Annotated in this window: 12 protein-coding genes; 9 read left to right on the forward strand and 3 right to left on the reverse strand. The window is 38.8% G+C overall.

All coding sequences use genetic code 11. From position 1 onward, the window contains the following. Both ACEW8O_RS01695 and ACEW8O_RS01700 read right to left on the reverse strand, forming a co-directional pair. The coding region (locus ACEW8O_RS01695; RefSeq protein WP_373492892.1) for a hypothetical protein at positions 1–363 on the reverse strand (363 nt) is incomplete at its 3' end. After that, positions 347–559 carry a hypothetical protein gene (locus tag ACEW8O_RS01700; protein WP_373492893.1) on the reverse strand — a complete coding sequence of 71 codons (213 nt, stop codon included), beginning with the start codon at positions 557–559 and terminating at the stop codon, positions 347–349. The genes ACEW8O_RS01695 and ACEW8O_RS01700, both read right to left, overlap by 17 nt. Before the next feature lie 293 nt (positions 560–852). Between ACEW8O_RS01700 and ACEW8O_RS01705 the strand changes: the two genes are divergently transcribed. From ACEW8O_RS01705 to ACEW8O_RS01725, 5 genes are all read left to right on the forward strand, one after another. Next, positions 853–1743 carry a glycoside hydrolase family 16 protein gene (locus ACEW8O_RS01705; protein ID WP_373492894.1) on the forward strand — a complete coding sequence of 297 codons (891 nt, stop codon included), beginning with the start codon at positions 853–855 and terminating at the stop codon, positions 1741–1743. 224 nt (positions 1744–1967) lie between these two features. After that, the gene (locus tag ACEW8O_RS01710; protein ID WP_373492895.1) at positions 1968–2387 is read left to right on the forward strand and encodes a hypothetical protein; all 420 of its coding nucleotides are present in this window, start codon (positions 1968–1970) and stop codon (positions 2385–2387) included. Positions 2388–2530: 143 nt separating this feature from the next. Continuing rightward, positions 2531–3361 carry a nuclear transport factor 2 family protein gene (locus ACEW8O_RS01715; protein WP_373492896.1) on the forward strand — a complete coding sequence of 277 codons (831 nt, stop codon included), beginning with the start codon at positions 2531–2533 and terminating at the stop codon, positions 3359–3361. Between the two features lie 154 nt (positions 3362–3515). Beyond that, a complete protein-coding gene (locus ACEW8O_RS01720; protein WP_373492897.1) occupies positions 3516–5399 on the forward strand; it encodes a serine hydrolase domain-containing protein in 1884 nt (627 codons plus the stop codon). A gap of 391 nt (positions 5400–5790) precedes the next feature. Continuing rightward, positions 5791–6180, forward strand: coding sequence for a type II toxin-antitoxin system HigA family antitoxin (locus tag ACEW8O_RS01725; protein ID WP_373492898.1), 390 nt, complete (start codon positions 5791–5793; stop codon positions 6178–6180). Between the two features lie 166 nt (positions 6181–6346). On the opposite strand, the gene ACEW8O_RS01730 is transcribed toward ACEW8O_RS01725, so the two are convergent. Then, the gene (locus tag ACEW8O_RS01730; RefSeq protein WP_373492899.1) at positions 6347–6778 is read right to left on the reverse strand and encodes a hypothetical protein; all 432 of its coding nucleotides are present in this window, start codon (positions 6776–6778) and stop codon (positions 6347–6349) included. Between the two features lie 589 nt (positions 6779–7367). Here ACEW8O_RS01730 and ACEW8O_RS01735 point away from each other — a divergent pair. The 4 genes from ACEW8O_RS01735 to ACEW8O_RS01750 form a co-directional block, all read left to right on the forward strand. Then, complete coding sequence (locus ACEW8O_RS01735) at positions 7368–8060, forward strand: head GIN domain-containing protein (RefSeq protein ID WP_373492900.1); 693 nt, start codon at positions 7368–7370, stop codon at positions 8058–8060. Between the two features lie 167 nt (positions 8061–8227). Then, positions 8228–10684 (forward strand): ABC transporter permease, encoded by a 2457-nt coding sequence (locus tag ACEW8O_RS01740; protein WP_373492901.1) that lies wholly within the window; start codon positions 8228–8230, stop codon positions 10682–10684. Between the two features lie 407 nt (positions 10685–11091). After that, on the forward strand, positions 11092–13449 hold the full coding sequence (locus ACEW8O_RS01745; protein ID WP_373492902.1) for an ABC transporter permease: 2358 nt from the start codon (positions 11092–11094) through the stop codon (positions 13447–13449). A gap of 163 nt (positions 13450–13612) precedes the next feature. Then, positions 13613–13726, forward strand: a 114-nt coding sequence (locus ACEW8O_RS01750; protein ID WP_373492903.1) for a DUF433 domain-containing protein, incomplete at its 3' end; no start/stop codon positions are given.

Consider the following 13726-nt stretch of genomic DNA (forward strand, 5'->3'; position numbering starts at 1 on the left):
AATACGCATACCATCAATTGTTTTTATTTCAGCCCTTTGGTAGGCATATTTAAAATCCACCGTATCCAGTTTTTTCAGGATTTCAATTCGTAAAGGTGGCATTCCTATTCCTATCATTTTTTCAACCAAAAACATCTCTTCTTTTAGGTCTTCCTTGTCTATTCCAAATTCAATACAAGCTTGTATGGTGCGTGTTGCATTTTCTTTTGTCGCATGTATAAAAATATCCAAATCCCCAGTACTCCTTACGTGTCCATATGCACCCATTGCAAACCCACCTATCAAAAGATATTCAACCTTATGTTTGTTAAAAACTTCAATGATTGATCGGAAATTTTCCGGTAAGCTAATATTTTGGTTCATCTTCTATGTAGTAAATTTTCCTTTCCATGGGTTGATTATATATATCAATCCCCCCAAGAGCGTAATTGAACGCCAACACCTGAAAATACCTGAAGATGTTTTCCTCAAAAGTTGAGTTTACCGCCTGTTCAACCAACATCTCCATATCGTTTTTTTCATCAACATAGTAAATCGGTATTTTTGTTTTGGTATTCATTTTTAAGCAAAATTACATTTATACAATTATAAAAATTAAATACTTAACCACTTGATCAAAGCCAGAGAAATCAATTAACTGTCCTTATTAAATCCAGTTTTTGCCAACTTACTGGATTAATATTAGATGGTTAAAGATAGTTAAAGTGATATACATTTCAAATGTAGTTTAATGAAGGCGACTTCAACCAAAACCAAAACCCCGGAATGGATATTTCCCAGAGATTGGTAGTGGAACCTATAGCTGTTGCTTCTTTTTTGTAAATTTACTTCTCACCTTACCTGTTTTCCGTTATGCAACATCCCATTCTATCCGCAATCTTATTCCTTATTCCTTTCATTTCAATATCCCAGACCCAAGATTTTCATAGTTCATTTATTGAGGATTTTTCTGACTCCACCTCTCAATTTTTCAGGTATGGCTCTACCGGAAACAAATCGGATTTTAAATACAAACTCGGTGTGAATTCTTCCATAGAGGCGGGGACTAAAATTCTATCCTTTAAGATAGATCCCTTGGATAGTGCCGGGGCAGGGCGGGGACCGGAAATTATCTCCAAGGACTTCACCCATTTTGGTACTTATGCTGCCCGGCTGAAAGTTCCGGATGCAAGAGATGTTCAGCCCAATGTGGGAGCGGTTGTAGGCTATTTTACCTATCATGTAGATAGCATACCCGGTCTGAGTGAGATTGATTTTGAATGGCTCCTTGCCGATCCAACGGTCATTTATGTAGGCACTTGGACCGGCCATCGTGGAGAACTGAGAAGAGTGGGCAGGACCATCAACTTGGCAGAAGGCATTATCTATAACACGAGCTACAGAGAAGGCCACAGTGGTGAAAGAACCCTTTTAACTGGCATGCAAAATCAGCCGGAAACGATTGAGGCTATTCCGGGTTTTGATGCTTCAGCCGGATTTTACACCTATGGTTTTGATTGGTATCCTGATCGAATCCTGTGGTGGATGGTTCATCCCACAAATGGTGAAAAAATAGTGTTGTGGGATTATCAGGGAACTACCAAGGGAATACCCCAACACCGTACCCGTTACCGGATGAACTTTTGGCATACCAAAGATTGGTCAGTAGAAACAAATCCTCTTTCTAAAGAAAAACCTTTGCACCCCTATGAATTGGAGGTGAATTGGATGTCCTATAAGCCTTTTGACATTGGGTCAAATTAATCGGTAAGCGGACAGTCAGCTTTTTAGATAAAAGATATGTGCGTTGCATTTCCATCCAAAAAAACAAACTTGGCTAAAATTGTGGATTTGTCGTCTATATCTGAAAATTTTATTACTTCTGATTTTTGGTAAAAATACCCTGAACAAGGGATTTTTTGTTTGGTAGGAAAAGGGTAAGTTTGAGTTTGAGGTTAATTCCACAATATTGGGGAAAGCATGAGAGTATGTTGTGCTTTATTCTATTATTGGGGAAAGCAAACGTTGAACTATTTAAAAAAAGACGATTCGGAATAATTGATAAATTTTTTGGAAAGAAAAAATCCGACTCGAAAGATAAAGTTCCAAAACATGCTGTGATCATTCACTTTCTTTATGGTATGGATGGCCTAGAACCATTGCATCGACTTGAAAAAGAAATAAATATATTGATCGACCCAGAAGGAGTTGGGGAATATGACGGACACGAGATAGCCTTAGACTATAGCGATGGGTTTTTATACATGTATGGACCAAATGCAGAGGCTCTTTTCAAAACCGTTCGACCTTTGCTAGAACAAATAGAATTTATGAAAGGAGCAACAGCGAAAATAAGATTTGGACCTCCTGAAAATGGAGTAAAGGAAATTATAGTGAAGATAAAATAATAGAAAACAGTAGCAATAGTGCATATAGCTTATGGTAGGATTATCGTAAATTCGAGCTTTGACTTCTAAAAGAGATTAGTATAGAAAGAAAGAATTTCTCCTCGGAAGCCGTAACAAGCCAAATGCGCGAACCGTTAACCCACATGACTGCCAAGATGGAAACCTTCATATTTCATGCTGGTATTTTAAATGTTAAAGCCAACATTATGAAGACAACATTTCGGTCAATTTTACTCATCATCATACTGACAAGTTTATCAATAACGGGCATTTCACAACATTCCAGTGAACTGTATAATGCAATAATGAAGATGGATAGTCTGTATTTTTCTGCTCAGATTGAATGTGACCTGGAGAAGTATGCATCATTTTTATCAGATGACTTTGAATTCTTCCATGATAATGGAGGATTTACCGCTTCAAAGGATGATGAAATGAAGGGTATGGTTATTTTTTGCGGAGAAGAACAACGTGTCAGACAAACATTAAGAAGAGAATTGATTGATGGAACTCTTAAAGTGTATCCTATGGATAACTACGGAGCATTGGAGTTTTGTGACCATGTTTTCTATTTGCAAATTAATGATGGAACAGAAAAAGTGGTGAGTTCGGGCAAAATGACCGCCTTATGGAAGCTGATAAACAATGATTGGAAACTTACAAGAATCATAAGTTACCATCACCAACCACTAGCTGAGATTGAATTATCCTATGAAACTTTAAATCAATATGTGGGTGATTATGTTCTCCCTGACCGAATTGTCAACATAGTTAGAGAAGGTAAACTATTGAGAGCTACTGACATTACAAATGGCAAACCAGAATGGAATTCAGAACTTTTCCCAGAATCAGAAAATACATTCTACTTCAACTACGAAAATGTTGTTTACGAATTTGTTAAGAAGGGTTCAACTGTCACAACACTTAACATTTATGAAAACGGTGAACTCATCGAAAAGGCAAAAAGAAAGTGAAATGAAGGTGTGGTAACAGATGCTAAGCCCAATTGGCTTAGTTATGTGCAAAGTGTACTTGAATCCGATTCCTAAAAAATATTTGACAGGTTAAGCAGACAGTGCGTAGCTAATCGTTGGCCACAATATGGAGTATTCAAAATGCGTTTCAAAGATGAACCAGTTCAATAAGATATTCCTTTCGATATTCCTTATTTTTTTTCTTTCTTTAACCGGTTTTAGCTACCACATTTCCCCATTAGATTCTGTTCAGGATTCCAAATTTAATCAATTACAACATGACCTTAAACTTGTAGTAAACAATTACAAAGGACTTTGTGCTGGAATAGCATTGATTCGTAAAGATCAGCCCGATTGGATTATTGGAATCGGAAACAGTCAGGTCAGTGAAAATAAATCAGTATCTGAAAATACAATTTTCAGGACTGCTTCCTTATCCAAAATGTTCGTAGCACTTGCTATCCTTCAACTTCAAGAAAGGGGAGATTTAAAACTTGAGGACGAAATTAAAGTTATAGTACCCGAAGTCAAGTTTGAGAATCCTTGGGAGGAAACAGACCCTGTTCGGATAGTGCATCTGCTGGAGCATACAACTGGCTGGGATGAGATTCATTTAATAGAGAGAGTACATAATCAAAAACCACCTATTGCTTTAAAAGATGCCTTGGGTTTTCATCCGCATTCAAGAAAATCAAGATGGGTACCTGGATCGAGGATGTCTTATTGTAATTCAGGGTACGCTGTTGCAGCCTATATCGTTGAAAAAGTGAGTGGAATATCTTATGAAAAATATGTTTCTGAAAACATTTTAGAACCATTGCAAATGGAGCATACTACCTTTTTTAATGACTCAATATATCAGCATTGGGGTGCTGAAACCTATAACTGGGCCATGGAAAGTGTTGATTACAAGAATGAGCTTTATCGCCCTGCTGCTGCACTAAATTCATCACCAAAAGATATGGCTCAATTGCTAAAAATGTTATTAAATCGTGGTAGCATAGATACTACTGATCTGTATAAAAAAGCGTCTATTGAAAGAATGGAAGTATCGAAAAGTACTCCTGGAGCACAAGCAGGTTTAGAATTTGGTTACGGGCTTGGCAACTTCACGAGTGTCTATAAAGGGCTTACTTATCATGGCCATGATGGTGCTATAGATGGTGGACTTTCGCAGCTAGCCTACTTACCAGATCAGGGCATAGGTCATATAATATTATTGAATGCGAATAACACACAAGCTATGCGACAAATGATGACTGTAATCCGCGATTTTGAACTAGCTATACTTTCTGATTCCAAACAGAAAAAGTCTGATTATAATGATCAAGTAATGATCAAGGAGGGTTATTATTTGTCAATAAACCCAAGGAGTCAAAACCGGTTTTATCAGGATATTTTCATTAACATTGACAAGATTGAGGTTCATGAGAAATATTTAAGCAGATCTTGGATTGGACCAGGGTCAAAAACAATTTATTATCCTGTTTCTCCGACACAATTCACTTTAGGAACGACCAATAAAATAGGTCTTGTTGAGGCTGATGATCCCATAGCCGGTAAGGTGCTATATACAGAAACATCAGTATTGAAACCTATTTCAAGTATTCAGGTATTTAGTCAGTTTATCTTTCTTGGACTATGGTTTGCCCTTTTAATTATTGGGCTTTTAAGCTTTCCTATATTAAGCTTTTTATACTTGATTAACAGAAAAAAATATAAAGAAGCTTTACGTATCAGTTTGCTATCTACTCTCACAAGTTTATTTATCGTACTAATCCTATACTCTCAGTTTTTTAGTATTGAAAATGCCGATATGCTATTTTCCAAACCCACATTTGTTTCTATTAGCCTGCTGGTATTATCTGTTCTTTTTGTAATTGCTGCTGGTATATCGGGTATAAAAATTTACAAATCAAGTAAGCTAAAAATTAACAAGCTAATTTACTATCCCCTCTCAGTACTTTCTTACCTGAATATAATTGCTTCGATTTATCTGGTATTTCATGGCTTTATTCCGTTAATTACTTGGATATAATTAAAGTAAAAAGTAGCTAACAAGGTCTATCAACCTTTCTGGATTGGTCTTTGTTCTGAGTTCTTTTCCTAATTATGGAGCAATCGAAAAAACATATACATCACGGATCTGATTTTCGCCTGTTCCAAGTATACTTTCAAACTTCAAGGTGTTTTGGCTTTGTTCAATCACGTAAGTCCCGGATAATATCAAGGTCCAATCAAATTCCGCTGAATATTTAGGTTAAAATTTAATTTTAAAAAATGAAATTTAATTTCTAATTTTGAAATTAATATAAACTGATGGTAGTTATATCCAAGACGAAGCTCATAGAATTTGGCAGAAATCATGCAGATGCCATAGAGGCTTTGAATGACAAAATTGATTGTTCAACCATCTAAGTTGATTCGAAATGTTAACTAAAATACGCACAGAAAAGGAATATAAGGCAGTAATGAAAACAATAGAGTCGCTTCTGGAAAAAGCAACTGCTATAGGTGGCTTCCATGAATTGGCAAAAGAGGAAGCAATGTTGTTGTCCACCCTTTCTGAACTTGCCGAAGCCTACGAAGACAATACATTGAAACTGATGCCTATTAAACCAAATACCTTGAGGCAGGCTATAGAATATAAAATGGCTGAGCTTGGGCTTTCCCAAGCAAACCTAGCTGAAGTAATGGGCATTGGTGCACCTAAACTTTCTCAGATATTGAGTGGAAAATGGGAGCCTGATGTCTCTTTTTTAAAGGCAGCTCATGAAAAACTGAATATTGATGCTGAGTTTTTGCTGACCCACGTGTAATTGTACATTATATTTATTTCAAATATCAGTAAGTCTAAGAAACTTGAAGCCTCTTATTTTTAGAATTATTTTCGTTCCGATTTGAATAAAAAAGTCTTTCTAAAAGGAGGCTTTTCACCTTTATCAACCTTATCGGTTTGGTTCTTGGTCTGAGTTTTTTTCTTTATTATGGAGCAATTGAAAAAACATATACATCCCTGATCTGATTTTCGCCTGTGCCAAGGATTCTTTCAATTTTCAAAGTGTTTGAGTTTTGTTCAATCACGAAGGTCCCTGATAAAATCAGTGTCCAATCAAATTCTGCCGTCCAAAAGCAGGCATTGGTAAAGGTGATTTCTTGATTTTCTATTTTGTAAGTGCCATTGCACAAAGCCGGATATTTTTGTATGCTGGATGTTCCTTCCCAATTTCCATTCTCAAAATTCAATTCCACCAAAGCGATTTCGCCGGCTGTTTCTCCGGAAAACCTCTGGAAAGTTCCTGAATAAGTACCTACTAATTCTTGGGACAAAATAGTGGGTTCAGCATTTTCATTACAGCTTCCAAAAAGGATAAGGGTGAAAATCAGCAATAGGTTGAATGTGGGTTTAAAATTCATACTTCATGGTTTAGATTCTTCTTTAGGACGGTTAGGCTTATGGAAGTGTTGTGATGGTTTGGATTTTTTTTAGTAGGGGAACCTTTGTGACCAATGTGGAAAAGGTTGATTTTATCCAAAATCGTTAAAATTTTTTTCCCAGTAATTCAAATATCTAGTTGTACCGCTGGAGATCCCTCGTGCCTACCAATGGCAGAATTCGGAGCACCGTCATGCTGACGTAGGAAACATCTCTCGAGGATCAGAAAATGTATAATAAACATAAATAGGACCTCGGGAGATCCTTCGTGCCTCAGGATGACGGCTGCTTAGCGGGTCACTTAATGTCATTCCCATTTCCAAACATTTCCAAAAATGTTAATTACTCGCAATGACGCACTCCTGTCGATCCCTCATCCTTTATCCTTCATCCTTCCAACCTTCTCCCTCAATTTGCCCGATAGCGAACAATATCAGCACCCTGACGGACATCGAATTCTTATTGAATGGTCAAATTTAAGGATTTGAACCTCTTTTTCCCATTGGCACAATCTGTGGAATTATCAGCATGAACCAATATTATATTAAACTCCAATTTTACTTTCCGGCCATGAACAATTTAAAACCCATCATCCTTTCCTTATCCCTTTTCTATATTGCAGTCACCGTGTTGGCACAGGGAACCGAAACGCGTAACCCTGGAAGTTTCACCAAAATCCACTCCGGCGGTAGTTGGGATGTGATCGTTCAGACTGGTGATAAAGACGAGGTACGATTGGAGTCTTCCAACATTTCCCTAGATAAGGTCATTACCGAAGTGAACAACAATACCTTAAAAATTTCACTGGAAAAAGGCAATTACCGAAATCTGGGATTAACTGTCTATGTGACGGTAAGAGAAGTCGAGGGACTCAAAAGTACAGGTTCTGGTAATATCAAAATGGAATCTGACATCAGAACCGGTTCTCTATCTCTGGGAAATACCGGTTCAGGAAAAATCATTTTGAGGAATGTTTCTGCAGATAACTTATCAGCAAGCATCACCGGTTCGGGATACATTGCGGTATCAGGAGGATCAGTAGGCGAATTTTCCTTATCCCAGACAGGTTCAGGTGACTTCAAGGGCGAGGAAGTTTCAATGGAAGAAGCAATCATCACAAAGACTGGTTCCGGCCAAACCCAACTCGGTGATGTGGAAAGCCTGAATGTCAGGGCCACCGGATCGGGAAATGTATATTATTCAGGTAACCCAGGAAATAGGAATATTTCATCAACAGGTTCCGCCAAAGTGATCAGGAGGTGATTTTTCAACTTTGCCCGTTCACGGACATTTTTGTCCGCAAATTCCTGTCTATGGTGAAAACAACTTGCTCCAATGACTAGAATAACATTTTTTCATTGGCACAAAACTCGCATCGATAAGATCAGCGGAACCATAAAGCCACAACCAATTAAAACCTCTTCTTGCCCATGCTCAAAAACCATTTTATCATCGCCTGGAGAAGTCTTAAGAAAAATAAGTTAATCTCCGTCATCAATATTCTTGGTCTTGCATTGGGAATCTGTACCTGCCTGGTGATCAGTTTATTTGTGATGGATGAATTGAGTTATGACAGGTTTCATGCAAATGCAGACCGGATCTATAGGGTGAATTTGCAGGCAAAGATGGGTAAGGAATTCCTCAACGAAGCAAGTGTCATGGCTCCTGTAGCGGAAGCTTTTGTGGATGAAATTCCTGAAGTGGAGTCCGCCACCCGGATCAGTAACCATCATCAAAATACTAAAATTAGGATTGGGGAAAAAGTAATCCGAAAAGGAGCAACTGTCTTTGTCGATCCCAATTTCTTTGAAATTTTTGATTTGCCATTTATCAAAGGTGATCCCAAGACTGCCCTTTCCAAGCCAAATTCCATTGTGTTGACCAGAGATCAGGCAAAGTTGTTGTTTGAAGGAAATGATCCAATTGACCAATTGGTCAAGCTGGAAGACATCGGTTATTATGATGGTGGATACCAAAGTTTGGCGGGAGATTTCATTGTCACGGGTGTCATTGAAAACATACCAACAGCTTCCCATTTCCATTTTGATATTTTTGCTTCTATGCTGGGTAACCCGCATTCCAATAACCTGAGCTGGTTATCCGGAAGTTATTCCACATATTTATTGCTTGCAGATGGGGCAAAAGCAGATCAGGTACAGGAGAAAGTCCCGGCCATTGTCCAAAAATACATGGAGAGCCAGATGATCCAAGGTCTGGGTATGAATTTCGAGGAGTTCTTTGAAAGCGGAAATTTTGTTTACCTCAATCTTCAGCCTTTGACAGAGATCCACCTGAGCTCAGTTTTCAAAGGACAAGGGCAGTTCGAAGCGGGTGGTGATATGAAGACTGTAATCATCTATTGCATCATTGCCGTTTTTATGTTGGTGGTTGCATGTATCAATTTCATGAACTTATCCACGGCAGGGGCTTCAAAGCGGATGAAGGAAATCGGTGTCAGGAAAGTAATGGGATCAGAAAAGAGGCATCTCATGTTTCAGTTTTTGGCTGAGTCCTTTGTTTCCATCTGTCTTGCGACACTATTTGGAATTGTTCTGGCAAGCTTTACAATGCCTTATTTCAATGAATTTACCGATAAAGCGATATCATTGGGCGTTCTTTTCAATCCAAAAATCTGGGCGGTCCTGCTCGGAATGATATTGGTAGTTACGGTCATGGCTGGCGGATATCCTGCATTTTTTCTATCAGGGTTCAAGCCGGTGGATTCTTTGAAAAAGAAGATGAGCACAAACACCAAGGGAGCTTTTCGAAGTGGGCTTGTGGTTTTTCAATTTTCCGTATCGGTTATTCTGATCATCGGAACAATAGTCGTCATGCAGCAAATGGATTACATCCAAAATAGGGACAATGGGTACCAGCGCGACCAACTTATTGTTTTAAGAGAAGCAGGATTATTGGGTAGTCAACTTGATGTGTTTAAGGACAAACTTAAATCAGATCCCCGCATCCGGCACGTCACCAAATCTGCCTATATCCCTGCTGGTCCGACGGATACCAGTAGTCAAAATATAAAAAGCAAAGACTCACCTGACAGCCAAATCAGAACAATCCAGTTTGGAATAGATGAAGAATATCTTGCCACTATGGGAATGGAACTGATCATGGGAAGAAACTTTTCTTTGGAATTTGGAACCGAAAAATCCAATGTTATCCTCAATGAAACAGCGGTCAAAGAACTTGGAATTGCAAATGATCCCATTGGAAAAACTCTGGAGAGAATGACTGATCTTCAAGGTGGAAAAGAAGAAGTAATTGTAATCGGTGTTGTAAAAGATTTCGTGGCAAGATCCCTCAGAGAACCGATCAAACCATTGATGATGATTTATAATCCATATTATAGCCTTATCCTAAAAACTGACTCCAATGACCTGAATGGCCTCCTTTCTGACATGGAAGAAATGTGGGCAAGCTTCAATACAGGAGAAGATTTCCACTATGCATTTTTGGATGAGTTGTACAATGAAACATACATACAGGAAGCCAAAATGGGTTCATTTCTGACTGTATTGGCCGGGATGACCATATTTGTCGCCTGCTTGGGATTATTTGGTTTGGTTACTTTCACTGCCGAACAGCGTTTGAAAGAAATTGGAATCCGCAAAGTCCTTGGTTCCACCATCGGTCAAATAGTAGGTATGCTTACCAAAGATTTTATCAAATTGATAGGATTGGCATTGCTGATCTCCTTTCCTGCCGGATACTACTTTATGGAATTGTGGCTAAAGAATTTTGCCTACCATGTAGATATCGAATGGTGGATTTTTGCATTGGCAGGATTGATTACCATCTTGATAGCCTTGGCAACAATCTTTTCGAGAAGCATCAAAGCCGCTTTAATGAATCCGGTGGAGAATCTTAGGAGTGAGTGATTTATGAATCAAGAATCAAAGCCTGCCCCGAGTATCGGGGAGCCAAGAACCAAGAGCCAAGAACCAAGAGCCAAGAGCCAAGAACCAAGAGCCAAGAGCCAAGAACCAAGAGCCAAGAGCCAAGAACCAAGAGCCAAGAGCCAAGAACCAAGAAATTATGAATTCAGAAAAAATGCAATTTAAATTAGAAACCTTCTAATCCTTTGGAGTCGCATGTTTATAGAAAAATGAATGTTCTATAAACATGCAACCCCATCGGGGTTGAACAAAAACCTTAATTCAATATTGATGAATTAAGAATGGGTAATTCCATTTCTAATAATATCTAAAAGTTGATAATAGTCTGAATTTCAAGCTATCAATAGAAAATAATCTTCCAATCTTCCAATCTTTAAATTCCAAAAACCATGTGGAAAAACTACCTAAAAATCGCCTGGAGAAATATCCTTCGAAGCAAGGGATTAGCCTTTATCAATATAGGAGGGCTGGGAATTGGGATTGCAGCTTCAGTGTTGATCCTGATCTGGATTCAGTTTGAGATGTCTATAGACAGGTATTATGCCCATTCGGACAGGGTATATGCGGTTTGGCGAAGCACCACGATCGAAGGGGAGGTGATGAGTTGGGATTATACTCCCGCTCCATATGGCCCTGCGATGAAGGAGGGATTTCCAGAAGTGGAAGAAACAACAAGATTAACGGAATGGGATCCACATTTATTGACAGTAGGAGAAAATAGCTACTTTGAAAAGACCACTTTTGTGGATTCAGGATTCTTTAAGCTATTTACTTTTGAAGTCCTCTCGGGGGACACGGAAGCTGCATTGTCTGTTCCGGACGGTATTATCCTAACAAAATCTGTAGCAGAAAAACTTTTTGGTGAGGAGGATCCCATTGGTAAAACAGTTGTCATTGAAAACCAACTTGATTTTCAAGTCATGGCAATTGTCCAAGATTTACCCCAAAACACAAATTTTGATTATACTGTTTTTTTGCCTTTCAAAAAATTGGAGTCAATGGGTTGGGCAGATTCTTATTGGGGAAATAATTCTTACAGGACTTTTGCGATGCTCCATAAAAGTGCAGACTTAAATGATTTCAATGAAAAATTTGCGGGATTTACCGCCATGAACACGGAAGACAAAAGCGTTAGCGACTTTTTGTTTCCCATGTCTCACCTTCATCTATATTCCAAATTTGAAAACGGGGTATCGGTAGGAGGACGGATCACATTGATACGCTTATTTGGGGGAGTGGCGATTATTGTTTTGTTGTTGGCTTGTATCAATTTCATCAACCTGAGTACTGCCCAAAGTGAAAACAGGGCTAAAGAAGTTGGTGTTCGTAAGATTTCAGGTGCAGATAGGGGAATGTTGGTTTGGCAGTTTTTGGTCGAATCTGTTTTAATCGCCTTGTTTGCTTATGGATTTGCTTTGACAATTGTTGGAACAGCTTTGCCATACTTCAGCAATTTTATTGGGAAAGAACTTCAAAGTCCATTTACCCAACCTATGTTTTGGATGGTTTCTTTGGCCTACATCATACTTATCGGAATATTGGCAGGAAGCTATCCGGCTTTTTTGATGAGTTCCTTCAAGCCGACTGTGGTATTCAAATGGAAGTTGGATGCCAAGAAATATTGGGTCAATCCCCGAGAGGCATTGGTGGTTTTCCAATTTGCTGTAGTTGCAATTTTGATTTCAAGTGCATGGATAATCCGGGATCAGATGAACCATGTCCAAAACAGGGATTTGGGATTGGATAAGGAAAACCTGATTTACCACCAGGCTTCCGGAACAATGCGGGAAAATATGGTGGCATTCCGTAATGAATTATTGGCTTTGAATGAAGTAAACTCAGTCAGCTACACTTTTTCCCCCATCACCGAGCTACACAGTGATAACAATATGATGAATTGGAAGGGCAAAGATGATAGTTACAGACCAACAATGTACCGGATGGGAACAGATGCAAACTTGGTCGAAACTGCCGGATTTGAACTCATTGCTGGAAGGGATATCGATATATATACTTTTCCAAATGATAGCAGTTCGGTTTTGATCAATGAAACAGCAGCCAAGAGAATGGGGTTTGAGGATCCTTTGGGACAGGTGATACAGGATGATGACCTGAGTTTTACTGTCGTCGGGGTGGTAAAGGATTTTATAATGCGATCGCCTTTTGATGAGGTCTTACCGATTTTGGTTTTCGGGCCCAAACGAAATCTGAGTTTTATCCATGTCCGTTTTAATCCCGGAGAAAATTATTCTGAGATGATGGGAAATGTTGCTTCGGTATTCGCGAAGTTCAATCCGGGAGCTCCCTTTGACTACAATTTTGTGGACCAAGTCCATTCCCGAAAGTTTGAATCCCAGAAGCGGACTGCGGAGTTGACAGGATTGTTTACCGTCTTGGCAATACTCATTTCCTGCATGGGGCTTTTTGGATTGGCCACTTTCATAGCTGAGCAACGAAGAAAAGAAATTTCGGTCAGGAAAGTTCTAGGGGCATCCATCCCCGGATTGGTCAGGTTGATATCTTCCGAATTTACCAAATTGGTCTTGATTGCAGTATTGTTGGGCGTGCCTGTAACAAGGTATCTTATGGATTCCTGGCTGGAAACCTTTGATTATAGAATCTCCATTGATTGGAAAATTTTCCTTTGGACGTCAGTGTTGGCTTTGCTTATCGCCTTTTTGACCGTCAGTTCGCAGGCTATTAAAACTGCGTTGGTCAATCCTGCTAAGATATTGAAGGATGAGTGATTTAATAAATAGATGGTTAAAATACCTTTAATTTGATCTTTTTATGGAACGCTGATGACGCTGATTTTGCTGATTAACACTGATAAATAAATCAGTTAAGTCAACGTTTTTTAAATGGGACTTGCCATTTCAGTAAAAACAATAGAACTTAGGGAAAAAAGGCATGAATTATCAGGAAAGAATAACATCAAACCCCAAGGTAATGCTTGGAAAGCCAGTCATCAAAAACACCAGGATTACTGTGGAACTGATCCTAAGGAAGATTGCAGGTGGATAC

Source organism: Aquiflexum sp. (assembly GCF_041749095.1).
Lineage (GTDB): Bacteria > Bacteroidota > Bacteroidia > Cytophagales > Cyclobacteriaceae > Aquiflexum.